Consider the following 25,696-nt stretch of genomic DNA (forward strand, 5'->3'; position numbering starts at 1 on the left):
GTAACGTGGAAGGAACAACAAGAAAGAAACTATGGACAAAGGATTTTTTAATTGTCTCACTCATTAATTTTACCATTACGTTAATCTTTTATTTATTAATGGTTACGATTGCTGCTTATGCAGTGGAGCATTTTAATGCGTCTACAAGTACAGCGGGTCTTGTATCGAGTATTTTTATTATCGGGACATTATTAGGGCGTCTTGGAACGGGCCGTATTATTGGGGATTGGGGCAGTAAGAAAACATTATTTTGTGGATTGCTTTTATTTATGCTGTCAACGATGTCCTATTTTATAGCAGGGAATTTACCTTTACTTATGCTGAATCGTTTAGTACAGGGGATTGCCCTTGGGGTGGCAAGTACAGCTACGGGGACGATTATTGCACAGATTTTACCTCCTGAGCGACGCGGTGAAGGAATTGGTTATTATAGCTTAAGTGCGATTTTGGCCACAGCTATTGGACCATTTGTCGGTATTTTATTAACGCAGCTGTTTGAGGATTACCGCATGATTTTTGCTGTAGATTCAGTTTTAGCTATTATTTGCTTTTTCATGTATTTTATCGTAACAGTGCCAGATGCACCGAAGAAGGCGAAGGATGCGGCAACGAAGGCTGGCTTTAAGGTGACAAACTTCATTGAATTGCGAGCTGTACCGATTGCTTTTGTTGCACTGGTCATCGGTTTTGCGTATTCAGGCGTCATGTCCTTTATGACGTTTTATGCGAAGGAGCTTGATTTAGTATCAGCAGGTAGTTATTTCTTCATTATCTATGCGATTGTCATTTTAGCTACACGTCCATTTACAGGAAAATTACTGGATACAAGAGGCGCTAATATTATCATTTATCCATGTTTGGTGATTTTTGCTATTGGTATGTATGCATTTAGTTCAGCGTCAACAACGATTGCTTTTTTAATTGCTGCTGCTTGTATCGGTATTGGCTATGGTAACTTCAACTCTGTTGCACAGGCTATTGCTATTAAAGTAACTCCGAATGAACGTTTAGGACTTGCGACATCTACTTACTTCATTTTTTATGATTTAGGATTAGGTGTAGGGCCTTATTTCTTAGGATTATTTGTTCCATCTGCGGGCTACAGAGCCATATTCTTTGCGATGGTCTTTGTCATTTTATTATCAATTGTGCTTTATTATTTCTTACATGGTAAACATGAAAAATGGAAACAATCAAAAATTTCGTAGATTAGAATCATTATATTGTGGAAAAAACGTCTTTTTTCTAGTTGTTCTTAGAAAACAACTTAAAAATGACGTTTTTTTCTTTTTCAAAAAAATTATCTTGCATTAGAGGATGATAATCATTATCATCACAATATAAAACAAAATCGGGAGTAGGTACGAAGTATGAAAAATAAATCATTATTGTCAGTATTAGTAGCAGGAGGCATTCTAATGGCTGGCTGTGGTAATACAGAAGATACAAAAAAAGAAGATAAGCCTGAAACAGAGCAAACAGACAAAGCTGCACAAGAGGTTGATTTATCTTCTGAACTATCAGACTATCAACAATTTGCTTTAGAGCAAATGGATCAATTTTTACTAGAAACAGAGAAATTTGTGAATCTTGTTAAGGCTGGCGATATTGAAGGAGCAAAAGCTGCCTATGCACCAGCGCGAATGTATTTTGAACGTTCTGAACCAATTGCGGAAAGCTTTGGCGACCTTGATCCACGTATTGATGGTCGTTTAGCTGATATACAGGAAGAAGGAAAAGGCGAAGAAGAATGGTCAGGCTATCATAAGCTTGAGTATGCGCTATGGGAAGAAAATACAACAAAAGGCTATGAGGCTGTGGCTGACCAGCTACTTGCAGATGCGAAGGAATTACATGCCCTTGTACAAACAGTTGAAGTGACTCCGGATTTAATGATTACAGGTGCAGTTGATTTATTAAATGAAGTGTCCACATCTAAAATTACGGGTGAGGAAGAAATTTACTCCCATACAGACCTGTATGATTTTAAAGCGAACATTGAAGGTGCTGAAAAAATCTTTGAAATTTTACGTTCAAAATTAGAAGCGAAAGATTCAAAATTAGTCACAGCACTTGATGAAAAATTCAAAGCGGTGGACGATTTATTAGCACAGCATGCAACTGCCGATGGTGGTTATATATCCTATGAGGAATTAACAGAGGACAACACAAAAGCGCTTGCGGCAGCGGTGAATCAGCTTGGAGAACCATTAAGTCAAATGGGAATCATTTTGGAGTGAACATAAATGACAGCATCAAATGAAGAAAAATGGATGAATAAAAAAATTTCTAGACGTGATATGTTGAAACTGACAGGCATTGGGGTGGCAGGTGTTGCCATTGGTGCCTCTGGTTTAGGTGGTGTAATGAAAGCAATGGGCTATGATGTTTTTGAGCCTGTGGCTGACAGTACTACGGCAAGCAATAAGGTCAATTTCTACGGCAACCATCAGTCAGGTATTGTAACACCTGTACAAACGAATATTTATTTTGCTTCTTTAAATGTGTTAGTGACATCGAAGAAGGAATTGCAAGAGTTATTCCAGCAATGGACACCTCTTGTTGTACGTTTAATGAATGGTGAATTAATGGCTGATATTTCGTCGAATACGAGAGTACCGACTGGTGATACCGGTGAGGCAGAGGGCTTAGATGCTGCCAATTTATCAATTACTATTGGTGTGGGTGCTTCCTTATTCGATAAGCTTGGTATGCAGCATTTAAAGCCAGCGGAGTTAAAGGATTTACCACATTTCCCAAAGGATCAGCTACTGAAAGAATATACAGGTGGTGATTTGTGTATTCAGGCTTGTGCAGATGATCCGCAGGTGGCATTCCATGCGGTCCGTAATTTAGTGCGTGCAGCATCTGGGAAAGTGGAGATTAAATGGTCACAGTCTGGCTTTAACTCGTTTCCAGCAGGTGGTGGGACCCCCCGAAATCTTTTTGCATTCAAGGACGGCACAGTGAATCCATCCATTACAGATGAAAAGGATTTAAAAAAGGTTGTTTGGGTGGATAAAGGCTGGCTAAAAGGCGGCTCTTATTTAGTTGCACGTAAAGTGCAAATGCATCTTGAAACATGGGATCGTACATCTTTAAAAGATCAAGAAGCTACATTTGGACGTTACCGTGATAGTGGGGCACCGATGGGTAAGACAAAGGAATTTGATGATTTTGATGTAGAGGCGAAGGATGATAAAGGGAATTATATTATGCCTGATACATCACATGTTCATTTAGCCCGTAAATCAGGAGCTCGTATTTTACGTAGATCCTATTCCTATGCATCAGGTGTGATGTCGAATACAGGCACTCATGATGCGGGGCTTATCTTTATTTCATTTCAAAAGGACCCAGCCCAATTTACAACGATACAAAATAGCTTAGGGCGTATGGATAAAATGAATGAGTATATTACCCATCGAGGCAGTGCAGTGTTTGCTTGCTTCCCTGGTGTACAAAAGGGGAGTTATTTAGGTGAAGCACTTTTTAACGCGCTGTAGTATGGTGATTGCTTTAGTTCTGACTTTAGCTTTACCTGTGCAAGCTGCGCAATCGTATAGTCCTTTATATATTGCGATTAGTGATGCATTGATGAATACGAAGCAGGATAAAGAGGCAGAGGCGAAACAGGCGATTGAACAGTTTGCCACAGACTGGGCTAAGGTTTCTTCTGAACAAAAAGAGGCGAAAGCAAAGGTTGATGAGATCCTTGCGCAAGCAACAGAGGCCAAGTCAAAGGATGACCGTTTAGAGGCGTTGTCAGCATTGTCGAATGCACTACGTGCGCTAGAAAAACTGGAAAACCCAGTGGATGAGGCTGCACAGCGAGCAGAGTTTGGGCAAAAGATGAAGCCAATTTTGGCAGACTTTGAAAATGCTTTAGCTAGTGGTGATGTTCAGGCTATTGATGAAGCCTACAAGGATTTTAATCTTAAGTGGAATAAAAGTGAGCGACCTGTACGTGAGCAAAGTATTGCCATGTATGGGCAAATCGAAACACAGATGGCATTTCTACGAATCTCTATTTCTGCGGAAGAGCCGGATATCGCATTAATGAAAACTCAATTTGCAGATTTACAACAAACGATTGTAGATTTTGTAGCGGGTAAAGAAACGGCTGAAGCGGTAGAAGGGGACTATTCGTTAGCTACATTAATTGCTTATATTGATGAGGCGTTGGACTATGTAGATGATGGTGATTATAAGGCAGCCTCTAATAAGGTTCGAGAATTTATTACGATTTGGCCACGAGTTGAAATAGAAATCTCAACTCGTAATGGTAGCCTCTATACAAAAATTGAAAGTGATATGCCCATCATCGCGAGTGATTTATTAAAATCCTCTGTCGATCAAGAGGCTATTACGAAAAAATTAAATACCTTCCGTACGGAAATTGAGTTAATTCAAGGTGATTCAGATTATACAGTTTGGGATGCCGCGTTAATATTACTTCGAGAAGGGCTAGAGGCTTTACTCATTATATTAGCTCTTGTGTCATTTCTTAATAAATCAGGGCAGAAGAAAATGCGTAAATGGATTTATATCGGAGCGTTTGTGGGCGTTCTGTTATCAGCTGTTGCCGCAGTTCTTATGTCAACGATTTTAAATTCGGCTACAATTGATACGAATCGTGAATTAATGGAAGGCTATGTAGGCTTACTGGCTGCAGCAATGATGATTGGTGTAGGTATCTGGCTGCATAGTAAATCGAGTGTGGTCAGTTGGAATCGCTATATTTCGAAGCAAATGGGCAATGCCATTTCAAGTGGCTCTATTTTTGCGATGGCAGCGATTAGCTTCTTATCCGTTTTCCGAGAAGGGGCAGAAACGCTTGTCTTTTATGCGGGTATTGCACCGAAAATGGCGACTTCTCAATTTATCCTAGGGATTGTCGTGGCGCTCATTATCCTTGCCGTGCTTGCCGTTGTGTTGTTTAAGGCAAGTGGCAAAATGCCTATTCATAAATTCTTTGCCGTAGCGACATGGCTTATTTATATATTAGCCTTTAAAATTATCGGTGTCAGTCTGCATACATTGCAGCTAACTAATAAGATTTCTACAACGATTGTTGATGGCTTACCTGTCATAAGCATGATTGGTTTCTATCCAACCGTAGAAACGATGATTGGCCAAGCGATATTACTAGCATTGATCGTGGCAACCATCATTTATAAAAAGAAGCAAGCCTAAGTGTCTTTAGCAAACGCTTATGGCCGGAAAGGGATGTCTCTTTGGAGAGGCATCCTTTTTTACTGCCAGTGAGCTGGACGTTTAATATAAGAAGGTAGTTTCGTAGTGCTGTCACCTTGTGCGGCATTGATTTGCATTTGTGTTAAAAATAAACTTGTCGATAGATCTGCGCCGCGTAAATTGGTATCACGCATATCAGCCCCAATGAAATCTACCCCTTGTAAATTGGCTCCTTGTAAATTGGCAGCAATTAAATAGCTACCTCTTAAATCAGTAGCTCGCAAATCTTTCCCCTTGAAATTTTTACCCATCCAATCAGCACCACGCTGATTTAATTTGGGAGAAGTTTTCCCCTTTACTAGCTGTTGCCGCATTTGTTCGCTTGTTTTTAAAAGAAGTGCGTTTACTGGCATACGAATAGCAATTATGTCCAGCGCCAATAGGCTATTAGCGTCAAGCTCCGTTGCCTGCTGTAGCTGCTCTAATTGAACGAGGAGCTGTTCATGGAGCGTATCGTCAACAGGATAGGAGAGAGCTTCAGCTACATACGCAATCATTTCATATAGCTGCTCCATAATTGGAAACACTTGAAACATCTTCTCAGCATGTTCTCGTGATTGGCGCCAATCTTGCCCTTTAAATGTCACTTGGGAAACTTGCTGACCGGCCCCTAAGCAATCAAAAACAGTACAGCCTTTATAGCCACTTTTTCTTAGCTTGCTATGAATTTGACAGCTATAGTCCTCCTTTAAATTGGAGCATGGCTTGCCTGCTGGTTTATCCATGGCAAAATCACTAGAAGCCACTATATTTAATGCTGTACAACATAACCCAAAACAGCTTTGGCAATCTGCCTGTAAGATTTCTCGGATTGTCGTGCCAAACGATGAGTCTCTATTTGTTAGATTTGACATCCTCTTTTTCCCTCTCTTACCTCATAAACTTAGCTATTATTTTAGCATGTACATGCTAGCTTATGAAATATGAAGACAACCATATTTTGAAAGACAGGTGCGATTATGGTATTCTTCTTCACAAGACGTTGTATAGAAAATTTAGAAAAGTAGTGGTGGTTGAACATGGGGGTAACGGTAAAAGATTTATTGCAATTGCCTTCCTTTCGCGGGGCAGAGGTTTTAACAGGTCGAGATAATCTGCATCGCACGGTCTCTTCTTTATCCGTTTTAGAAGTATCGAATGTTGATTTTTATTCGAAAATTATCAATCGTGTGCAAGAGGAATGGTATGCAGAAGAACTGGTGATTAGCTCCTTTTATTCCATTCGAGATAGTGTGGAACAGCAATGTGAAACAATTCAGCATTTACACGATTTAGGAGAGCTGGGCCTTATCTTATATTATGTTGGTATTGTGTTGCCACATATACCTGAGGAAGTGCTTGCCTTAGCCGAATCTCAAGGGTTTATTATCATCTGTATGCCAAAGAATGATTATTCTCTCCGTTATAATGAGGTTATTTATGAAGTTATGGAAGCGATTGTTAGTAATCAGGGTGTCAATGACCACTTCGTTAAGGAAACATTAGAGAAGGTATCCTTATTGCCTGAGCATTTAAGAAGTGTCGAAATTACATTGAAAATGCTATCAGATCGCTTGAAAGCCAATATTCTGTTAACAAATAGTCATTTGGATATTATCAATCAAGTCATGTGGCCAAGAAATTCATCATTAGATGTGGTCCACGCTGTGCATGAATGCTCACAATCACAAGTTTATCGTGAAACAGGTAAATTCGAGTTAAAACGAAGTGATATCTCATGTGTGATTGACTATAAAAGAGTGCATCAAAAAAATGGGGAGCCTCTCTTTTTATTCCTTATAAAGGAAAATACCGATTTACCTGCCAAGACAATTGAAAAGGTGAGTGAGGTTGTCCAAGTCGCAATTAATTTATGGGGAGACAAGCATGATGAGGTCAGCGAATATGCCTTAGTCAAAGCAATCATTAATGATGAAAGTGAAAAAATGAGAAGATTAGCCAATCTCCTCCATATTGATGTTTCTGCTATTCAAATGATGTGGTTAGTTTATATGCATGATTTAGCGGATGAAAAAAAGGTTCGAAATGAGTTAGAAGAGCAGCTGTCTAAATACTATCAAACAAGAGTCATTCAATGTATTGACCATTGTATGATTGTGCTACTCGGGAATTGCTTGTACAAACACCATGAGTTGGAAATTACTGTCGAATATAATGAAACTACCAATTATGCTGGGCAAATTGCAGAAATCGTCTATGCTCCAAAAATGAAAAACACAAAGGCTGTTCGTCAAATGTATCAGTTGGTCAATCAGGTAGGTGATAAAGCCAACACGATATACCCCATGCGAAAATTGTTTACGGCAGCCGAGGTTCGTTCCATGAAACGAGCTATTGATATAAGTAAGCAGGGGGAAGAAATGATTGAGGAATATTTATCAGTCATTGACCCTATTTTACATGATCATGATACATTACAGACATTGATTACCTTTTTATTGGATGCGAATGCAAGTGTGGAGCGCTGTGCGGAACTACTTTATATTCATAAAAATACGGTGAAATATCGTATCAAAAAAATTAGTGAGCTGATTGGCACAGATGTGACCATTTACGCTGAATTTTATGATGTGTATATGGCTTGCATGCTTTTTCGATTAATTAATGATTAGAATAATCTGGAATTTTGTTATTTTGAACAAAATTTCAGATTATTTTTTTTATTTACGCAAAAGACTCCCTTTTATGCTTTCTTTATAATTAAAAACATTAATCCACACCCAAGAATAAGGAGGGAGTCGCTTGAGAAATGACAACAATGTTCAATCGTGGTATAGCTTAGGGATTATTTGGGCTGGTGCCATGATATGTATTCCTAGTTTATTGGTAGGAAATGCACTCATTACAAGTATGAGTTTATCGAAGGCATTGGCTGTAGCGTTTGTAGGCTACGCGATCGTCGTATTCATTATGATATTACAAGGAATGCAAAGTAGTGATTTAGGTAAGCCGACTGTCCATGTCGCTGGGCAAGTGTTCGGTAAAAAAGGCTCTCGTACTATTTTATCTATTATCCTAGCTATTGCTTGCTTAGGGTGGTTTGGTATTCAGGCTAATGTTTGCGGGGTTGCCTTAGCGAATTTGCTAGCAATCTATCACTTGAATATACCAGTTCCTCTAGCTTCGTTCATAAGCGGTATGGTCATGGTTGTATCTGCTATTTATGGCATCAAAGTATTACGTACATTAAGCTATATTGCTGTCCCATTATTAGTCATTATTTGCGTATATGGTTTAGTCCAAACGTTAACAGGGGATCAGCTGGAGTTCATACGTGCTTACCAACCACAAGGAAATATGAGTTTTATGGATGGTTTAGCAGTGACAATTGGTTCATTCGCATTAGGGGCAGTTATAGCGGGTGATTATTCGCAATTTTCCAAAAAACGTTCGGATGTTTTCAAGGCTGCTACGTTAGGTATTATTCCTGCTGGAGTGCTAATGATTGGCGTAGGCGCTATTTTAACAATTGCTTATCAAACAAGTGACATTACCGCAGTCTTTTTGCATATTGCTACACCATTTATCGGTGGGGTTGGCTTGATTTTAGCTACTTGGAAAACCAATTTGGTCAATGCGATTTCAGGCGGTATTGCCTTAATTAATGTATTTGACGTAGCAAAAAACAAAGAGAGAATCGCAATTTTTGTTGCTGGAACAATTGGTACGATTTTAGCAGTCATAGGGATTTTAAATTACTTCACACCGATTATGTCGATTCTATCCGCGATGATTCCACCTGTTGCAGGAGTCATGATTGCTTCCTATTGGGTCATCCATAAAGGTCGTAAAGATAGCTGGGTTGAGGTGGAAGGCGTTAATCGCTTAGGGGTGTTTTCTTGGCTAATTGGGGCAGTGATTGCCTGTATGCCCGTCGTATTCTCTTTATTTCCTGAATTGCCGACATTACCTAATCAACCGATGATCGGCATTATTATTTCATTTGCTATTTATTATATTGGGTATCGTGTATCCGTACAAAAAACTGTCATATTGGAGGAACATAGATGAGATATTTAGATCAAGCGGCTATTGAACATATAGCTATAGGTGCAGCATTTTTAGGAACAGGTGGTGGCGGAGATCCGTATATCGGGAAATTAATGGCACTTTCTGCTATTGAAAAAAATGGCCCTGTTCGGTTGTATTCCGTGGATGAAATTGAGGATGAGGATTTTTTCATTCCCGCAGCTATGATGGGAGCACCATCGGTTTTAGTTGAAAAATTTCCTCGTGGCGACGAGTTCGTAAAAGTTTTCCAAAAGCTTGCGCAATATTTAGGGAAGGATAAAATTGCTGGTACATACCCGATGGAAGCGGGTGGGGTCAATTCGATGATTCCGATTGTGGTGGCTGCTCAGCTAGGTTTACCTTTAATTGATTGCGATGGTATGGGGCGCGCATTCCCAGAGTTGCAAATGGTGACGTTTAATCTAGATGGTATTTCGGCAACCCCTATGGCCATCACAGATGAAAAGGGTAATATCGGCATTTTTGAAACGATTGATAATAAATGGACAGAGCGTATCGCCCGCTCGGCAACTGTTGAGATGGGAGCGAGCTCTTTAGTGAGCTTGTATCCAACAACTGGAGCTCAAATTAAAAAAAGTGGTGTGCATCATATTGTGACACTTTCTGAAAAAATCGGTGAAATTATTGCTTCTAAAGATCAAGAGGTAAACGATAAGCTAGCAAGACTTTTAAAGCTTATTGCAGGGTACGAGCTATTTCAAGGGAAAATTGTTGATGTGATTCGTGAAACGAAGGGCGGCTTTAACTTAGGGAAAATGCTTCTTGAAGGAATTGATGGCTATAAAGAGGATCAAATGAAGGTGCATTTCCAAAATGAAAACTTACTGGCAGAGAAGAACGATCAAGTTGTGGCGATGACACCTGACCTGATTTGTTTAGTCGATTATGAAACACTATTGCCTGTGACGACAGAAAGTTTAAAATACGGTAAACGTGTGCGTGTCATTGGTTTACCATCACATGAAAAATGGCGCACAGCAAAAGGGATAGAAACAGCAGGACCAAAATACTTTGGCTATGATTATGATTTCGTGCCAATTGAAGAATTGGTGAAAAAGGGGGTAGCTGAACATGTATAAAATCGGAATTGACGTAGGCGGAACAAATACAGATGCCATACTTTTAGATCATAATAGTCAGCTTGTTTATAGTGTGAAGTCACCGACAAGTTTAGATATTAAAACAGGTATCGAACAATCGTTACAGCAATTATTACAGGGTGCAAACATTGATAAAACGAAAATTACACATGCCATGCTAGGGACTACTCAATGTACAAATGCCATCGTTGAACGTAAGAAGCTAGCAAGGGTTGGTGTGATTCGACTGGGTTATCCAGCTACAGCATCGGTGCTACCTTATACAGCTTGGCCATCCGATATGATTGAAAAATTATCAGGAAATTATGCGATCGCACATGGAGGCTATGAATACGATGGCCAGTTATTGAGTGTGCTTGATCAGGAAGAGATTACAAAGCTCTTAGAAGAATGGCGTGACCAAGTAGAATCAATTGCCATTGTAGGTGTCTTTTCATCTATTAAAAATGATCAAGAATTGCAGGTTCGTAATTGGATTCAAGCGATCTATGGTGAAGATTTCCCGGTTTCTTGCTCATCGTTAATTGGCTCTGTAGGCTTAATTGAGCGTGAAAATGCAACGATTCTAAACGCAGCTCTATGCAAGGTCATTGAGACGACAACACAGGGTTTTATTCAAGCCCTTCAAGCGGAAGGCATTTTTAATGTAGAAGTGTACCTCTGTCAAAATGACGGTACATTAATGTCCATCGACTATGCGAAGCAATTTCCAATCTTGACGATAGCTTGTGGGCCTACAAATAGTATTCGAGGTGCTTCGTATTTATCACAAATTCAAAATACAATGGTATTAGATGTAGGCGGTACGACTTCGGATATTGGTGTGTTACAAGATGGATTCCCCCGAGAATCTTCAGTAGCGGTGGAAGTAGGGGATATCCGCACTAACTTTAGAATGCCTGACATTATTTCAGTCGGACTAGGTGGTGGTAGTATTGTTCGAGTGAAGGATAATAAAATTACCGTTGGACCAGATAGTGTTGGCTATAAAATTAGTGAAGAGGCATTAGTATTTGGTGGGTCGACGATGACAACAACAGATATTGCCGTCCGTTTAGGTCTTGCAGAAGTAGGAGATCCAAATTTAGTGGCACATATTGATGAAGCATTTGCTAAAGCCGTTCAAGAAGAAATTTCCTCGTTACTAGAACAGGCCATTGATAAAATGAAAACATCGTCAGAGGATGTATCGCTTGTTTTAGTGGGCGGGGGTAGTATTATTGTGCCAGAAAAAATTCAAGGTGTTTCAACGATTGCCAAATCGGAATATGGTGGTGTAGCAAATGCCATTGGAGCATCCATTGCACAAATTAGTGGACAATACGAGCAAATTTATATTTATTCCAAAGAACCTCGAGAGGAATCTCTAAAGGATGCACAACATAAAGCAGTGAAACAAGCTGTATTAGCAGGTGCCCTTGCGGATACCATTGAATTGGTTGAAGTGGAAGAAACGCCATTAGCCTATCATCCAGAAAACGCAACAAGATTAAAAGTAAAAGTAGTAGGGAAAATGGTTTAGTGAAGAAGAGTCCTAAAGAGGGCTCTTCTTTTTTAATGCATTAAGAGGTCTGAGTTGGACTAATCTTGTCGTTTATGTTTTTCATTAATAATTTTCTTGTTAAGAATGCTTACTTTGTCAACCATTAGCAACCTCATATCTTCTACAATATATTGAGCTAACTCTTCGTCAGATATGTCATCTCCTTCAATATCAAGGCGGAATTTTTGTCCTTGAATGCCCCCTCCATTTGTGAACTCAATGTCAAAATCAAATAGCACCCTTTTTTCCATTCCACTATCACCTTTTCTTCGTCTTTGTGTGCTCTCAATGTATTGTGATTTTACTAAATTGATGCGTGAAGTCCCTATGCTATACAGGTTAAAGGTTTCATTCTAATCAAATGAGGCTCTATCTTCCTTTTTCTTGTATTTGGCACTTGAAAATCAAGAAGTCATAGTGTAATATCTGACTAGTACACTATGACACGAGGTGCTGAGCATGAAAAGTTTTGTAGGACTTTTAAAAAAAGAATGGGTACTTTATCGCTCATGGTTTTTGATGGGAATATTTTCGGGCATTATGCTTTCCTGGATCGTTCCCTATGTATTGCATCAATTTGTTGATCTCTTTGCTCAAGAAAATCAGCTTGCATTTGCCTTTACACTTCTCGTCCTTTTTATAGGTGGATTTTATTCCGTCTTACAATTTTTAGCGAGTATGCGTTTGGATATTAAAGCTAAGGAAAGTTGGCTCCATTCCACTAGTTCCATCACAAAGCTTATTGGAGCAAAGATAGCCTGTTCACTAATAGGGTATGCGCTTTTTAATACGCTCTTTGTGAGTTTTGCCCTCTTTCATCTAAAAGAAGAGTTTATTGCAAATATTGGACAAATCATTTTTGTTTTAGTAATAATCGTTATTGGATTAACTATTTTCCAATTTATGCTATTTGTTTTACTGTTGTTCTTTTTAGCTTTTTACTTGCAATTGAAGCATGTAATTGGGCGTTTTTCCATTGTGTTGACGATGGTGGCTTTTGGCTTAACAACATCTGCTTGGGTACGAATAACGGAGAGTCCGTTTTATGAAACGGTTTTCCAACGTGGCGCCATTTCGTTAAGCAAATTAGAACCATTTCTACCCAAAGTAAGAGCGGCGACAACGATGGAATGGAGGCTAGGCTCTATTTATGTTGTGGAAGAAGTTGCTTCTATATTACTCATCGTGCTGCTCTTTTTAGCGGCATCCAAGTGGCTTGAAAAGGTGGTATTACGATGACGATGGATTTTTCACGTGATAAACCGATTTATAGTCAGCTTGTCGATCGGATATGCGGGGACATTTTGAAGGGGCACATATTGCTCGGGGATCGACTGCCCTCTGTTCGAGAATATGCAGTCGAAACGGGTGTCAATGTTAACACGGTGCAACGAGTCTATAAGGAGTTAGAGGCAATGAATATAACGGAAACCAAACGAGGACAGGGCACATTTATTACGACCAATGAGGAACGCATTGAAGTGTTACGGGATGATATGAAAAATAAGTTAGCCGAAAGTTTTTTAACATCCATCGAGGCATTGGGATTTTCTAAAGAAGAAATGCTCATTGTTTTAAAAAATAAAGCGTGAGGTGAAGGAATGTTACAGCTATCGAATGTCTCTTTTCAGTATAAGAATAAGCCCATTTTACAGGATATATCCTTTTCCTTTCCTATTGGACAGATAATTGGGCTAGTTGGGGAAAATGGTAGTGGTAAATCTACACTTCTCAAAGTTTTAGCGGGCTTACTACGATCTTCAACTGGTGAAGTAGTATTGAATGGTCAACCCATTTCCCGACGGAGTGCGGACCAAATTGCTTACTTACCAGATACAGATTTGTTTTTTGATTATTATACGGGTGAACAGCTTTTTCAGCACTACGCCTCTCAATTTGAAGACTTTTCCTATGACAAGGCTTGTATCGTAGCAGAATTTTTACAGGTGGATAAAAATACGAAGCTACGTCAATTATCAAAAGGGAATCGTGGTCGTATGAAAATGGCTGCTACACTGGGCCGAGAAGTTCCTTATTATTTAATGGATGAGCCATTTGCTGGGCTAGATCCTATTGTGCGAGAGCAGCTCATTAAAGGTTTAATTCAATTTACGGACATTGAAAATCAAACCATTTTGCTGTCTACACATGAATTATATGAGGTTGAACCTATTTTAGATCAAATAATTTTATTAAAAGCGGGCTCTATCACAGCTTATGAAGATGTAGAGACATTGCGTGATGTGACCAATAAAGATGCGGTTGAGTGGATGAAAGGTTTTTATCGTCCTTCTACTAATGACACAGACCGCAATAGCTTTTAACGATAAAGGCTTAGCCGTAACAAAAAAGAAAGGGTGAATAAATATGACAGAACCAATTGTTCAATTGCAAAATCTATCGAAGACCATTCGTGGAAAGCAATTAATACAACAATTAAACATTGATTTATATCCAGGACAAATTACAGGTTTTTTAGGACCCAATGGAGCAGGGAAAACAACGACAATTCGTATGATGACAGGTCTCATGCATCCAACAGAGGGCAAGGTAATCATTGATGGGCTTTCTCTACAGGAGCATTATGAGGAAGCGATTAGCAAGGTCGGTGTGATTGTCGAAAATCCAGAAATGTATAAATTTATGTCGGGCTATAAAAATTTATTGCATTTTGCACGGATGCATAAAAATGTTACAAAAGAACGAATCATGGAAGTCGTTAAACAGGTGGGTCTAGAAAATCGTATCCATGAGAAGGTTGCAACGTATTCTCTTGGTATGCGTCAACGACTAGGGCTTGCTCAGGCGCTATTACATCGACCAAAATTTCTAATATTAGATGAACCAACGAATGGTTTAGACCCTGCTGGTATTCGGGAATTCCGTATGTACCTTCGCAAAATTGCGGCAGAAGATAATGTTTCTGTTTTTGTATCCAGTCACTTATTATCTGAAATTGAATTAATGTGTGATCGAGTAGCCGTAATACAAAATGGGAAACTGATAGACATTCGTGAAATTCACAATGAAAGTACGTCGTTCTACTATGTGGAAGCACAGCCACAAGAGCAGGTTTCTGCCCATCTGGCACAACATGATTACAAGTTTGAGGCAGTGAATCAAGGCTATGTAATTGAATTGAAGAAAGAAGATGTTCCTGCATTGACGTTAGGGCTTGTGCAAGCAGGTATGCAGCTATTTGCCGTACAGCCACATCAGAAAACATTAGAGGATCAATTCTTAGAAATGACTGGAGGCGGACAAATTGCTGAAGCTAATTCAAAATGAATGGATGAAATTATGGCATAAAAAAGGGACGTGGGCAATGGTCGCTATGCTTGTCCTTGTCATTCTAGTTCCTGGTGGCATCATGAAATATTATGAGGGTAAATCGTCAGATGAGGGATCATGGCAGGAGATAGAGCAGCAGTCTATCCAAAATAATAAGGCAATGCTAGCTGAGGAGGATATATCCGAGGAAGACAAAGCATTTTTTGAAGAGCAAATTGCTATTTCGGAGTACCGTTTAGCCCATGATGCGCCGAGTCAAAAAGATAACAGCCTTGCAAGCTTTATGTCCTTTACAAGCAATATGCTAACACTTGTCACTTTATTTACGGTGATTACAGCCGCAAGTATTGTCTCCAGTGAATTTTCAACAGGTACCATAAAAATGCTGTTGACTCGCCCGATGTCCCGTGCGAAAGTGTTAACGTCTAAACTATTGACGACCTTCTTATTCGGTTTGTTTTTAGTGGCTGTAAACGTAGTCGTGAGTGCAATTGTAGGTTTGGTATTATTTGGTATAGGCTCAGGTGTGGAATTAGAAATTGTCAATGGTCAGGTGGCTGAAAAGGCAGTATGGAGTGATTTAGCTTATCATTATCTACTATCTGGAGGTGATTTTGTCATGTCTACATTATTTGCCTTTTTAGTTGGTTCAGTGTTCCGTTCTAGCTCATTAGCAATCGGCTTAACAATGTTCCTTTCATTTACAGGTGGCATGATTGTCATGTTCTTAAGTAGATACGATATCGTAAAATACATTTGGCTAACACATTCAGATTTAACTCAATATGAAAAAGATATTTTAATGGTTCCAGATATGACAATGCCATTCTCGCTAACTGTATTAGCTATTTACGCCGTAATCTTCCTAGTGATTAGTTATACATCCTTTATGAAACGAGATGTTACTGCATAATTTAAATAAGAACTGTGCCCTAATGCTTTATTGGGGTACGGTTTTTTTTATATCATGAATTATTAAAAAAGTATTTATTTTTTTTCAAATTGCGCCTATAATAATAGCAACTTAATGAAAACGCTTTTTTTTCATAAAAGTGGTCTAGACAACTATACCAAAGGGGGATAAAGAATGTTTGCTTTCTTACAAAAAATCGGTAAGTCACTTATGTTTCCAATCGCGACATTACCGGCAGCAGCCTTGCTTTTGCGTTTAGGTTCTGGGGATATGCTTGGAGCAGTACCGAATGAAGCCATTCAGTATATTGCTAGTATTATGGCCGCTTCTGGAAATGCTATACTAGGCAATTTACCTATTATTTTTGCGATTGGTATTGCGATGGGGTTAGCACATGATAGCAGTGGGGGAGCCGCTCTTGCGGGTGCGATTGCACACCTCGTACTAGTAGCCGTTTTAGGGACGGTTAATGAAGAATTAAATATGGGTGTGTTTGGCGGTATTATTGCCGGTATTACGGCAGGCTTACTGTATAACAAATATTATAATGTGAAATTTCCAGAATGGTTATCATTCTTTGGTGGACGACGGTTTGTACCAATTATCACGTCCATCACTATGGCGATTTTAGCGAGTATTTTAGCGATCGTTTGGGGACCAATTCAGGGCGGTATTGATGCTGTCGGCAATTGGATGATCGGTGCAGGATCACTTGGTGTTGGGATGTATGGTTTCTTCAACCGTCTATTAATACCAGTTGGTCTTCACCATGTAATCAATACGGTTATTTGGTTCGACTTCGGTGAATTTACGAATGCGGCGGGAGAAATTGTGAAAGGGGATATTAATCGTTTCTTAGCAGGTGATCCAACAGCTGGACATTTCCAAGCTGGATTCTTCCCAATTATGATGTTCGGTTTACCAGCGGCTTGTCTTGCGATGTATTTTACAGCGAAAAAGGAAAAGCGTCCGATCGTTGGTGGGATGTTCGTATCTATCGCTTTAACTGCCTTTTTAACAGGTGTTACGGAGCCGATTGAATTTTCATTCATGTTCTTATCACCAGTACTTTATGGTATCCATGCAGTCCTTACAGGTATTTCGCTTGCGGTTGCCTATGTGGTTGGGTTCCGTGATGGCTTTGGATTCTCAGCAGGGTTAATTGATTACTTGCTAAATTTAGGCTTGGCGGATAATCCATTACTGCTTCTACCATTAGGTTTAGGCTTTGGGGCCATATATTTTGTGGTCTTCTATTTCTTAATTAAAAAACTGGACTTAAAAACACCAGGACGTGAAGATGATGATGAAGAAGATGGGGAATCACATTCAGCTATTTCCGATGATATCGATTTACGTGCCTACTACACAATTGAAGCATTAGGTGGTAAAGATAATATTCAGCAAGTAGATTACTGTACGACTCGCTTACGTATGTCCGTACAGGATGCTAGCGTCGTGGATGAAAAAACATTGAAACAAACAGGTGCGCGAGGTGTTATGCGTATTAGTAAAACCAATGTACAAGTAATTATTGGAACATCTGTTGAGTTTTTAGCGGAGGCTATGAAAGACCGTCTGCAAAAAGGCAACCCAGCACCAGCTAATGCCCAATTACCGACGGAACTGCCTGTAGCGACAGCACAAGTAAAAAGTGAAGCAACAACAACTTTCCATGATTTTGAAATGCCCATGACGGGAGATTTATTACCGTTATCAGAAGTACCGGATGAAGCATTCTCTGCTGGCCTGATGGGTCCTGGTTTTGGGATTCGTCCGACAGATGGAACTGTTTATGCACCGTTTGACGGTCAAGTGGTGATGATTTTCCCTACGAAGCATGCGATCGGTTTAAAATCAGATACAGGATTAGAATTATTAATTCATGTCGGATTGGATACTGTAACGCTTAATGGTGAAGGCTTTGACATGCTTGTGTCAGACGGTCAAACAATTAAACGTGGGGATGCATTATTAAAAGCAGACATCACTAAAATAAAGGAACAAGTGCCTTCCATTATTACTCCTGTCGTTTTCACTAGCCTAATGGGGCAAGAGATTACGCTAGGAAAATCAGGTTACCAAAGAGCAGGCTCTACCAATATTATTTCAATGAAAAAGTAACAATTCATGGGGCTGTTTGCGGAGGAATACATGGGCAATGATATTGCATATGGATACCTTTTCAACAGCCCTTGTTCAAGATGAGGAGATGTTTTTCTTGAGTTTAATAATTCGGAACATCACAGTGGTCAATGCGAGTGGTCGAGATGAACAGATGGATGTGTGGATGACGGACGGTAAAATTGCTCAGGTTGCCCATCATATTGAGGTGGAGGGCGTTGAACAATTAGATGGTTCAGGTAAGTTTTTATTGCCAGGATTTATTGATATGCATATTCACGGGTCTGCCAAAATGGATACAATGGATGCATCCGATGAAGGGTTACATATCATGGCCAAATCACTATTAAAAGAAGGTACAACCAGCTTTTTAGCAACTACGATGACACAAAGCTTTGACAATATCGAACGGGCCATCGCCAATGTAGCACAATTCCAGCCAAAGTCAGATGAAGCGGAAGTACTTGGCCTTCATATTGAAGGGCCTTTTGTATCGAAGCAACGGGCAGGAGCTCAGCCACTGGATTATATTGTCCTGCCAGATGTAGAAGTGATGACAAAATGGCAAGCATTAAGTGGTCAAAAAATTAAACAAATTACGCTAGCACCTGAAGAACCTAATGGAATGACAGCAGTCCAAAGCCTTTCTGAAAACGGAATTATTGTATCCATTGGTCATTCCGATGCTACATTTGAGCAAATGCAAGAAGCTGTACAATTAGGTGCATCTCAGGGGACACATTTATACAATCAAATGCGTCCATTCCATCATCGTGATCCTGGTGTGGTCGGTGGTGTTTTGCTAATAGATGCCATAAAGGCTGAACTGATTGTTGATTTTATTCATATGCATGAAGGAGCTGTGGAAATGGCTTATCGCTTGAAGGGGGCAGACGGAATTATTTTAATAACGGATGCGATGCGAGCGAAGGGTATGCCATACGGTGAATATGATTTAGGTGGTCAATTGGTCCATGTGACAGAATCAGGAGCCCATTTATCGAATGGTTCACTGGCGGGTAGTATTTTAACAATGGATCAAGCTGTACGAAATATGCGTCAGATTACCAATTGTACATTGGAGGAGCTTGTGAAAATGTCCAGCTATAATGCTGCCCAGCAATTAAAATTAACGAACAAAGGACAGCTTATAGAAGGATATGATGCGGATGCAGTGATTGTGGATGAACATTTACTGCTACATCAAACGATTAAAGCTGGCCAAATCAGTATGCATGCGAACAATTTGTAAGAAACGTTTGAAATGAAAAGGTGATAGATCATGAATACCTATTTTCAACAAGTCAATCGCTATTTAACAATGGTGGCACAACAAGAAAATGAACAAATTAACCATGTAGCTCAGTTAATCGTCAAACGACTCTTACAGGGAGGCATTATCCAGTTATTCGGTTCAGGCCATTCCATGTTATTAGCACAAGAATGTTATTTCAGGGCTGGTGGCTTAGTCCCTGTCAAACCGATTCACATTGAATCCTTAATGCTACATCAAGGAGCACGGCAATCTTCACAAAATGAAAAGAAGCAAGCATTTTTAGCCTCCTATAAGGATCAGCTACAGTTTGATGACAAAGATGTTTGTATCATTATTTCAACATCTGCCAACAATCCAGTGCCTATTGATATGGCAATCTACGCAAAAGAAGCAGGTGCGCATACAATCTCACTGCAATCATTGGCCTATCAACATCAGCCATCACGCCACCCTTCAGGCAAACGTTTAGAGAATATCGTAGATGACGTTCTAAATACGCATGTCCCATTAGGGGATGGGGTTTTAACAGTTGATGAGTTGCAATATGGACCTGTATCTACAGTGTTAGGTGCAGCGCTATTAAATGCTCTATTCGCCCAAATCATTGAAGTTCTACATGAACAAGGCGCCAGCTTACCAGTGTTTGCTAGCAGTAACTTAGGTAACACCAATAATGATGAGCTTATTGATCAATATGGTCAGCGCATTCATTTTTAAGGCTTTAGGAAAAGGAGGATATGTGGTGAACATAGAAAGATTTGATTCAAAAGAAGATTTATATGCACGAGCAGTAGCCATCATAGCAGAGGCTAAAAATAATGGGTCCACTACGTTCGGGCTAGCTACTGGTGGAACGATGGAACCGTTGTATGCTAAAATCTGTAAAACGGATATTGATTTTTCGAATTGCATCAGCTTTAATTTGGATGAATATGTAGGGCTTGAGGCCAATCATGAGCAAAGCTATGCCTATTATATGCATCAGCATTTATTTCAAGAAAAACCATTTCAGGCATCTTATTTACCAAATGGCTTAGCAGCTGATCCTATAGAGGAAGCTGCTCGCTATGAAGCCCTATTACAACAACATTCCTTAGACTTTCAATTGCTTGGTATCGGACAAAATGGCCATATTGGTTTCAATGAACCCGGTACACCATTTGAATCCTTGACACATCTTGTGACATTGGAGGAATCGACTCGTCAAGCCAATGCTCGCTTCTTTTCTTCGATTGATGAAGTGCCCACGCAAGCGTTCACTATGGGGATTCAATCTATTATGCGCGCAAAATGCATTTTGTTATTAGCAGTGGGAGAAACTAAGCGTGAGGTGTTAGAACGTGTGCTGGCCACTGATTATACAGAGGAAATTCCAGCAAGTGTTTTATCCAAACATCCAAATGTCATCATCTTAACAGACTTACAAGTAGAGGAGAATAAATAATGAAAACACAACAATTTACAGTAATCGATCCTTTAGGAATTCATGCACGTCCAGCGAGCCAGCTTGTGGCAAAGGCTACGCCATTCACTTCCGCTATCGAAGTGCGTACGGAAGAAAAAGCAGCAAATTTAAAATCTATTCTTGGCGTAATGGGATTAGCATTAAAGCAAGGTTCTCAATTTACACTTTATGTAGAGGGGGAAGATGAAGAGCAAGCATTTGAGGCATTAGCAACATTAATGACAGAAATGGGGCTTGCACAATGACACATTTCACTGGTATTGCCGCTTCAGACGGCATTGCCATTGCTAAAGCGTATCGTTTTGTACAACCGGATTTAACATTTAGCCAAACAAAGGTTCAAGATGTTCAGGCGGAGCAGTCACGTTTAGCTGCTGCCCTTGCCAAAACAGAGCAGGAGCTAGTGGCGATTAAACAGCAAACATTAAAAAAATTCAGTGCCGAGGAAGCAGCCATTTTTGACGCGCATTTATTAGTGGTAAATGACCCAGAATTAATTGGGCCTATTCATCAAAAAGTAGCTGACGAAGGGGTCAATGCAGAGTTTGCCTTACATGAAGTTTCATCAATGTTTGTGGCATTGTTTGAAAGTATGGATGATGAATACATGAGTGCACGTGCATCCGATATTAAAGATGTGACAAACCGCATTTTAGCACATTTACTCGGTGTACATATTCCAAACCCAAGTAATATTAGTGAACAGGTGATTATTGTAGCCAATGATTTGACTCCTTCAGAGACGGCTCAATTGGATCGTAATTTTGTTCTTGGCTTTATTACTGATATTGGAGGCCGTACCTCTCATTCAGCGATTATGGCCCGTTCGTTAGAGATTCCTGCAGTAGTCGGAACTGGAGCAGCAACGACGACTATTCAAGATGGAGATTTGTTAATCGTGGATGGTTTATCAGGTCAAGTGCTGATCAATCCGACGGCAGATGTGATTGCCAGCTATCAAGAAAAAGCACAAAGCTATCATACTCAACAAGCAGAATGGTCTACTTTAGTAAACGAACAAACAGTATCTCAAGACGGTGTCCATGTAGAGCTAGCCGCTAATATCGGCTCTCCAGGCGATTTGGAGGGCGTGTTGCGTCACGGGGCTGAAGGAATTGGCTTATATCGAACAGAGTTTTTATATATGGGCCGAGAAAACCTGCCATCTGAGGAAGAGCAATTTACAGCGTATAAGACGGTTCTTGAAGGAATGCAAGGTAAGCCTGTGGTTATTCGTACACTAGATATTGGTGGAGACAAACACTTACCGTATTTACCACTACAGGAAGAAATGAATCCATTCCTTGGTCATCGCGCCATTCGTCTATGCTTAGAGCAACAGGAATTATTCCGTACACAATTACGCGCTTTACTGCGAGCATCTGTTTATGGCAACCTAAAAATTATGTTCCCAATGATTGCGACTATTCAAGAGTTCCGTAAGGCTAAAGCGATTTTATTAGAGGAGCAAGAACAGCTAGTAGCAGCAGGGAAGGATGTTAATGCTCACATTGAAATAGGCATGATGGTGGAAATTCCTGCTACAGCAGTGATGGCTGATGTTTTTGCCAAGGAAGTGGACTTTTTCTCCATTGGAACAAATGATTTAATTCAATATACAATGGCTGCAGATCGTATGAATGAAAAAGTATCTTATTTATATCAGCCGTATAATCCAGCTATTTTACGCTTGGTTCAAATGGTTATCCATGCCGCCCATCAAGAACAGAAATGGGTAGGGATGTGCGGAGAGATGGCAGGCGACGAGCTAGCAGTACCTTTATTGCTTGGCTTAGGCTTAGATGAATTTTCAATGAGCGCAACATCCATTTTGAAAACACGTTCTTTATTGAAGCGCTTGTCTGTAAAGGACATGCAAGCTTTAGCCGCTGAGGCATTACAATGTGCAACAGCTGAAGAAGTAATGGAAAAAGTAAAGCAAGCAGTAAAATAACTTTATGCTCAAAACCATCTAGAGGGTTGTTCAGGCTGTAGATGAACTCAAAAAATGTTGAGTTATCTACAGTCTTTTTTGTTGTTAATGAAATAGAACGAAGAACGAAAATAACAAAAGCCACCGATAGTCTATTTCTCGTTGGCCATTGCCTATCATTTTATTGTTTGTGGTTTAAATAGTCGATGATGGAAGGTAATTCTGACAAATCATCAATGATGGCATCTGCCTCAACATGATCCCATTGAGCATCCTTTTTCCAAATACCTTTCATGCCAACAGCTTGAGCACCCTTCACATCATTTTCAGGGTGATCTCCTAAAAAAATGCTGTCATGAGGATAAACCTGTAGCTTGTCTAAAGCTCTCATAAATAGTTGGGGATCAGGCTTTTTAATATTCTCCCATTCAGAAACTAAAATCACATCAAAATATTTCTCAATGGCTAAAGCTTTAATATTGTCCATTTGAAAATGACCATAACCATTCGTAATGATTCCTAGAAGATTTTTATCCGTTTTCAATTGTTCTAATAGGCTAATTAGATTTGGGAAGGCGACACAATAATTTTTGAATTCATTGATGTAATCTAGAAGAAGCTCCTCCCAAGTGAGAGCTACTATATTAAATTCCTGCACTAATTGCTGATAGACTTTATCCTTCCAAACATATCCTCGCTTATCTAGTTGAATAAAACGAGACACATAGCTTTCTTTTGGAATATGATTCAATGTCATACCTAGTCGCTCATATTGCGACTCTATAAAAAATTTTACAGATTCATCTCTATTTAACAAAGTTCCATCTAAATCAAATAATACCGCTTTTATTCCCATACAATAAAACCTCACCTTCATAAAAGGAGCTAGAAGAAAAACTAAAGTAGTTGAAGTGCTCTTCAACTACTTTTTAGTGAAATTATATATGCTTTGAAATAATTTTTTGGAATTTTTCTGGAAGCGTCGGTAAATCGTGCAGCGTAATTGTTGTTCGAACGTAGCTTTCATCCATCTCTAAAGCCTCTGCGAAGAAGCTCCCAATGCCTCTTACTTTGCGGTCAATTTGTAAAAGAATTTCTGCTGAATGATTGGACTGGGACAGGAAGACCATTTCAAGTTCATCTAAATGGCCTCTAAAGGAACCTGTTGGTACAAATTCAAACTCCTGTACAAATGGATAATACCCACGGAAGCGAGCTGGGGCTTGCTCACATTCTGCTTCTCGTAAACGAAAACCTAATCGACCTATAGCATCAAGTATTTGCGCTGCAAGGCTTGTTGGCTCGACACGAATATAATCTTTGTCACTTGGGTCAACTGCGTTTTTAATATCGAGTCCAGTTTGAATCCATACTTGCGTTTTGCCTGCACTAATCGGTGTTTCAAATGGCAGTGTCAACGAAATGGGAATGACCTTCTCTTCACTAGCAGCTAGTGTAAAAGGCTCTGTCACTTTGACTTTTTGTAGAGTGGCCACCTCTGTATGTTTATGATCATTTGACTCTCGTACATATGTCGTATTAATGGACAAATAGATGGAATCCACTTGTTGTTCAACTTGACCGCCACGCACGATGATTTCCCCTCGCATGACTTCCCCAGCTCGATAAGTATCCTTTTCCAACCTTGTATCAACTGTTGCTGAACCTATGCCAAAACTTGCTAGTGCTTTATGAAAAAAAGACATTCTACATTCCTCCTACGGACATTGTTAGCTATACATACGCACAGTTTGAAAAAAGGTTTCAAGACTCGTAAATTTTTCACCATACTAATTGAAAATCCAAAAGGGGATGCAGTACCCCAAACGGAACGAACCGCTTTCTATGTGTAGATTCGTATTAATGCCTCTACCAACAAAAAGACAAACTTTGATCACATCATCGTCTTCTAAAAGCAGGAGAATCGATTTCTGCATCATTTATTCATATTTAACCTTTATACTAGTTTTGGCTAGTTTGTAAAGCTGAAATGATGAACAGATTGAAGGTGTTTAAATTGTATAGTTTTTTGTCAGCTATTAGTCAGTTTCTAAGTGAGCCGATTAATCAATTTTTAAATGCCTATGAGCATTCAGCATGGGCTATGGCACTGCTATTAGGTCTCATAGGGGCACTAGCTCCATGCCAAATAACCGGCAATATGAGTGCTATTACATTTTATGGGAATAAAACGCTGCAAATGAAAAATAATTGGCAGGAGATACTGTTTTTTATTCTTGGTAAAATAGTTGTTTTTAGTGGACTTGGGCTTTTTGCGTGGTTATTTGGACAATCGTTTGAAACTAAAATGACATTGTATTTTCCCATTTTCCGTCAGGCCATTGGACCAATTATGCTGATGACAGGGCTCGTTTTATTAGGTTTATTGAAGCTGAAATTTTTAAATCGTCTGTCGACGCTTATTCCTCCTGTTATGAAAGGGGGCAAACTAGGCTCCTTTTTAATGGGCGCTAGCTTCTCTATTGCCTTTTGTCCGACCATGTTTGTCCTATTTTTTGTATGGCTAATGCCCATCGTAACTAGCACAACCTATGGGTTTATCTTACCTAGTATTTTTGGGGTTGCCACTTCTATACCATTACTCATCATGCTGCTTTTCATTTATCTGTTCGATGCGAAGCGACTCATTTTACGAACAAGCATGAAGATGGGGAGAGTTATTCAAAAAGTGGCAGGCATATTATTACTATTATTAGGTATAGTGGACACTATTACATATTGGGGAATCACTTAACATGAAAG

At 39.6% G+C, this 25,696-nt stretch carries 24 protein-coding genes; 20 read left to right on the top strand and 4 right to left on the bottom strand.

Translation table 11 applies throughout. From position 1 onward, the window contains the following. The first annotated feature begins 5 nt into the window (after positions 1–5). From MKY80_RS08750 to MKY80_RS08765, 4 genes are all read left to right on the top strand, one after another. Positions 6–1,208, top strand: a complete 1,203-nt coding sequence (locus tag MKY80_RS08750; protein ID WP_008175758.1) for an MFS transporter — start codon at positions 6–8, stop codon at positions 1,206–1,208. Positions 1,209–1,370: 162 nt separating this feature from the next. Next, entirely contained in the window at positions 1,371–2,240 is an 870-nt protein-coding gene (gene efeO, locus MKY80_RS08755) for an iron uptake system protein EfeO (protein ID WP_090001875.1), read from the top strand. Between the two features lie 6 nt (positions 2,241–2,246). Next, complete coding sequence (gene efeB / locus MKY80_RS08760; protein WP_008175764.1) at positions 2,247–3,506, top strand: iron uptake transporter deferrochelatase/peroxidase subunit; 1,260 nt, start codon at positions 2,247–2,249, stop codon at positions 3,504–3,506. Then, positions 3,481–5,196 (top strand): FTR1 family protein, encoded by a 1,716-nt coding sequence (locus tag MKY80_RS08765; RefSeq protein WP_089984904.1) that lies wholly within the window; start codon positions 3,481–3,483, stop codon positions 5,194–5,196. The genes efeB and MKY80_RS08765 overlap by 26 nt, the downstream gene beginning before the upstream one ends. 59 nt (positions 5,197–5,255) lie before the next feature. On the opposite strand, the gene MKY80_RS08770 is transcribed toward MKY80_RS08765, so the two are convergent. Beyond that, positions 5,256–6,110: a pentapeptide repeat-containing protein gene (locus MKY80_RS08770; protein WP_089984902.1), complete on the bottom strand. Its 855-nt coding sequence runs from the start codon at positions 6,108–6,110 to the stop codon at positions 5,256–5,258. A 165-nt stretch (positions 6,111–6,275) separates the two neighbouring features. Here MKY80_RS08770 and MKY80_RS08775 point away from each other — a divergent pair, with 165 nt between their 5' ends. The 4 genes from MKY80_RS08775 to MKY80_RS08790 all read left to right on the top strand — a co-directional run bounded on the left by MKY80_RS08775 (position 6,276) and on the right by MKY80_RS08790 (position 11,910). After that, a complete protein-coding gene (locus tag MKY80_RS08775) occupies positions 6,276–7,868 on the top strand; it encodes a PucR family transcriptional regulator (RefSeq protein WP_089984901.1) in 1,593 nt (530 codons plus the stop codon). 130 nt (positions 7,869–7,998) lie between these two features. Beyond that, on the top strand, positions 7,999–9,267 hold the full coding sequence (locus tag MKY80_RS08780) for a cytosine permease (protein ID WP_089984898.1): 1,269 nt from the start codon (positions 7,999–8,001) through the stop codon (positions 9,265–9,267). Next, on the top strand, positions 9,264–10,367 hold the full coding sequence (locus MKY80_RS08785) for a DUF917 domain-containing protein (RefSeq protein ID WP_107921854.1): 1,104 nt from the start codon (positions 9,264–9,266) through the stop codon (positions 10,365–10,367). Before MKY80_RS08780 ends, MKY80_RS08785 begins: the two co-directional genes overlap by 4 nt. Continuing rightward, complete coding sequence (locus MKY80_RS08790; RefSeq protein ID WP_342532590.1) at positions 10,360–11,910, top strand: hydantoinase/oxoprolinase family protein; 1,551 nt, start codon at positions 10,360–10,362, stop codon at positions 11,908–11,910. The genes MKY80_RS08785 and MKY80_RS08790 overlap by 8 nt, the downstream gene beginning before the upstream one ends. Before the next feature lie 59 nt (positions 11,911–11,969). On the opposite strand, the gene MKY80_RS08795 is transcribed toward MKY80_RS08790, so the two are convergent. Beyond that, the gene (locus MKY80_RS08795; RefSeq protein ID WP_008175784.1) at positions 11,970–12,182 is read right to left on the bottom strand and encodes a hypothetical protein; all 213 of its coding nucleotides are present in this window, start codon (positions 12,180–12,182) and stop codon (positions 11,970–11,972) included. A 208-nt stretch (positions 12,183–12,390) separates the two neighbouring features. On the opposite strand from MKY80_RS08795, the gene MKY80_RS08800 reads away from it, so the two are divergent. The 11 genes from MKY80_RS08800 to ptsP all read left to right on the top strand — a co-directional run bounded on the left by MKY80_RS08800 (position 12,391) and on the right by ptsP (position 22,954). Then, on the top strand, positions 12,391–13,170 hold the full coding sequence (locus MKY80_RS08800; RefSeq protein WP_008175785.1) for a hypothetical protein: 780 nt from the start codon (positions 12,391–12,393) through the stop codon (positions 13,168–13,170). Further along, a complete protein-coding gene (locus MKY80_RS08805; RefSeq protein ID WP_008175786.1) occupies positions 13,167–13,523 on the top strand; it encodes a GntR family transcriptional regulator in 357 nt (118 codons plus the stop codon). Before MKY80_RS08800 ends, MKY80_RS08805 begins: the two co-directional genes overlap by 4 nt. Positions 13,524–13,532: 9 nt before the next feature. After that, complete coding sequence (locus tag MKY80_RS08810; RefSeq protein WP_008175787.1) at positions 13,533–14,255, top strand: ABC transporter ATP-binding protein; 723 nt, start codon at positions 13,533–13,535, stop codon at positions 14,253–14,255. A 43-nt stretch (positions 14,256–14,298) separates the two neighbouring features. Next, on the top strand, positions 14,299–15,219 hold the full coding sequence (locus tag MKY80_RS08815; protein WP_008175788.1) for an ABC transporter ATP-binding protein: 921 nt from the start codon (positions 14,299–14,301) through the stop codon (positions 15,217–15,219). Continuing rightward, positions 15,197–16,135, top strand: a complete 939-nt coding sequence (locus MKY80_RS08820; protein ID WP_107921858.1) for an ABC transporter permease — start codon at positions 15,197–15,199, stop codon at positions 16,133–16,135. The genes MKY80_RS08815 and MKY80_RS08820 overlap by 23 nt, the downstream gene beginning before the upstream one ends. Positions 16,136–16,309: 174 nt before the next feature. After that, positions 16,310–18,259 (top strand): N-acetylglucosamine-specific PTS transporter subunit IIBC, encoded by a 1,950-nt coding sequence (gene nagE / locus MKY80_RS08825; protein ID WP_342532592.1) that lies wholly within the window; start codon positions 16,310–16,312, stop codon positions 18,257–18,259. A 97-nt stretch (positions 18,260–18,356) separates the two neighbouring features. Beyond that, complete coding sequence (nagA, locus tag MKY80_RS08830) at positions 18,357–19,511, top strand: N-acetylglucosamine-6-phosphate deacetylase (protein ID WP_089985166.1); 1,155 nt, start codon at positions 18,357–18,359, stop codon at positions 19,509–19,511. A gap of 30 nt (positions 19,512–19,541) precedes the next feature. Beyond that, positions 19,542–20,252, top strand: a complete 711-nt coding sequence (locus MKY80_RS08835) for an SIS domain-containing protein (protein ID WP_008175792.1) — start codon at positions 19,542–19,544, stop codon at positions 20,250–20,252. A gap of 25 nt (positions 20,253–20,277) precedes the next feature. Then, positions 20,278–20,979 carry a glucosamine-6-phosphate deaminase gene (locus MKY80_RS08840; protein ID WP_090001888.1) on the top strand — a complete coding sequence of 234 codons (702 nt, stop codon included), beginning with the start codon at positions 20,278–20,280 and terminating at the stop codon, positions 20,977–20,979. Beyond that, complete coding sequence (locus MKY80_RS08845) at positions 20,979–21,245, top strand: HPr family phosphocarrier protein (RefSeq protein WP_008175794.1); 267 nt, start codon at positions 20,979–20,981, stop codon at positions 21,243–21,245. The genes MKY80_RS08840 and MKY80_RS08845 overlap by 1 nt, the downstream gene beginning before the upstream one ends. Continuing rightward, a complete protein-coding gene (gene ptsP, locus MKY80_RS08850) occupies positions 21,242–22,954 on the top strand; it encodes a phosphoenolpyruvate--protein phosphotransferase (protein ID WP_342532594.1) in 1,713 nt (570 codons plus the stop codon). The genes MKY80_RS08845 and ptsP overlap by 4 nt, the downstream gene beginning before the upstream one ends. 160 nt (positions 22,955–23,114) lie before the next feature. Here ptsP and MKY80_RS08855 read toward each other — a convergent pair whose 3' ends face one another. Both MKY80_RS08855 and MKY80_RS08860 read right to left on the bottom strand, forming a co-directional pair. Beyond that, on the bottom strand, positions 23,115–23,789 hold the full coding sequence (locus MKY80_RS08855; RefSeq protein WP_342532595.1) for an HAD family hydrolase: 675 nt from the start codon (positions 23,787–23,789) through the stop codon (positions 23,115–23,117). Between the two features lie 82 nt (positions 23,790–23,871). Then, positions 23,872–24,639: a sporulation protein gene (locus MKY80_RS08860; protein ID WP_342532597.1), complete on the bottom strand. Its 768-nt coding sequence runs from the start codon at positions 24,637–24,639 to the stop codon at positions 23,872–23,874. 311 nt (positions 24,640–24,950) lie between these two features. On the opposite strand from MKY80_RS08860, the gene MKY80_RS08865 reads away from it, so the two are divergent. Further along, positions 24,951–25,688, top strand: a complete 738-nt coding sequence (locus MKY80_RS08865) for a sulfite exporter TauE/SafE family protein (protein ID WP_342532598.1) — start codon at positions 24,951–24,953, stop codon at positions 25,686–25,688. Positions 25,689–25,696 lie beyond the last annotated feature (8 nt).

The sequence above is a fragment of the Lysinibacillus sp. FSL R5-0849 genome, assembly GCF_038595075.1.
In the GTDB taxonomy this organism is placed as follows: Bacteria; Bacillota; Bacilli; order Bacillales_A; family Planococcaceae; genus Lysinibacillus; species Lysinibacillus fusiformis.

Bases quoted from the DNA above. Each gene is read 5' to 3' on its own strand.
- MKY80_RS08785 (WP_107921854.1), top strand. From the start codon at position 9,264: ATGAGATATTTAGATCAAGCGGCTATTGAACATATAGCTATAGGTGCA.
- MKY80_RS08835 (WP_008175792.1), top strand. From the start codon at position 19,542: ATGAATACCTATTTTCAACAAGTCAATCGCTATTTAACAATGGTGGCA.
- MKY80_RS08800 (WP_008175785.1), top strand. From the start codon at position 12,391: ATGAAAAGTTTTGTAGGACTTTTAAAAAAAGAATGGGTACTTTATCGC.
- nagE (WP_342532592.1), top strand. From the start codon at position 16,310: ATGTTTGCTTTCTTACAAAAAATCGGTAAGTCACTTATGTTTCCAATC.
- efeO (WP_090001875.1), top strand. From the start codon at position 1,371: ATGAAAAATAAATCATTATTGTCAGTATTAGTAGCAGGAGGCATTCTA.
- MKY80_RS08805 (WP_008175786.1), top strand. From the start codon at position 13,167: ATGACGATGGATTTTTCACGTGATAAACCGATTTATAGTCAGCTTGTC.
- MKY80_RS08815 (WP_008175788.1), top strand. From the start codon at position 14,299: ATGACAGAACCAATTGTTCAATTGCAAAATCTATCGAAGACCATTCGT.
- MKY80_RS08845 (WP_008175794.1), top strand. From the start codon at position 20,979: ATGAAAACACAACAATTTACAGTAATCGATCCTTTAGGAATTCATGCA.
- MKY80_RS08860 (WP_342532597.1), bottom strand. From the start codon at position 24,639: ATGTCTTTTTTTCATAAAGCACTAGCAAGTTTTGGCATAGGTTCAGCA.
- ptsP (WP_342532594.1), top strand. From the start codon at position 21,242: ATGACACATTTCACTGGTATTGCCGCTTCAGACGGCATTGCCATTGCT.
- MKY80_RS08810 (WP_008175787.1), top strand. From the start codon at position 13,533: ATGTTACAGCTATCGAATGTCTCTTTTCAGTATAAGAATAAGCCCATT.
- MKY80_RS08775 (WP_089984901.1), top strand. From the start codon at position 6,276: ATGGGGGTAACGGTAAAAGATTTATTGCAATTGCCTTCCTTTCGCGGG.
- efeB (WP_008175764.1), top strand. From the start codon at position 2,247: ATGACAGCATCAAATGAAGAAAAATGGATGAATAAAAAAATTTCTAGA.
- MKY80_RS08790 (WP_342532590.1), top strand. From the start codon at position 10,360: ATGTATAAAATCGGAATTGACGTAGGCGGAACAAATACAGATGCCATA.
- MKY80_RS08770 (WP_089984902.1), bottom strand. From the start codon at position 6,110: ATGTCAAATCTAACAAATAGAGACTCATCGTTTGGCACGACAATCCGA.
- MKY80_RS08855 (WP_342532595.1), bottom strand. From the start codon at position 23,789: ATGGGAATAAAAGCGGTATTATTTGATTTAGATGGAACTTTGTTAAAT.
- MKY80_RS08795 (WP_008175784.1), bottom strand. From the start codon at position 12,182: ATGGAAAAAAGGGTGCTATTTGATTTTGACATTGAGTTCACAAATGGA.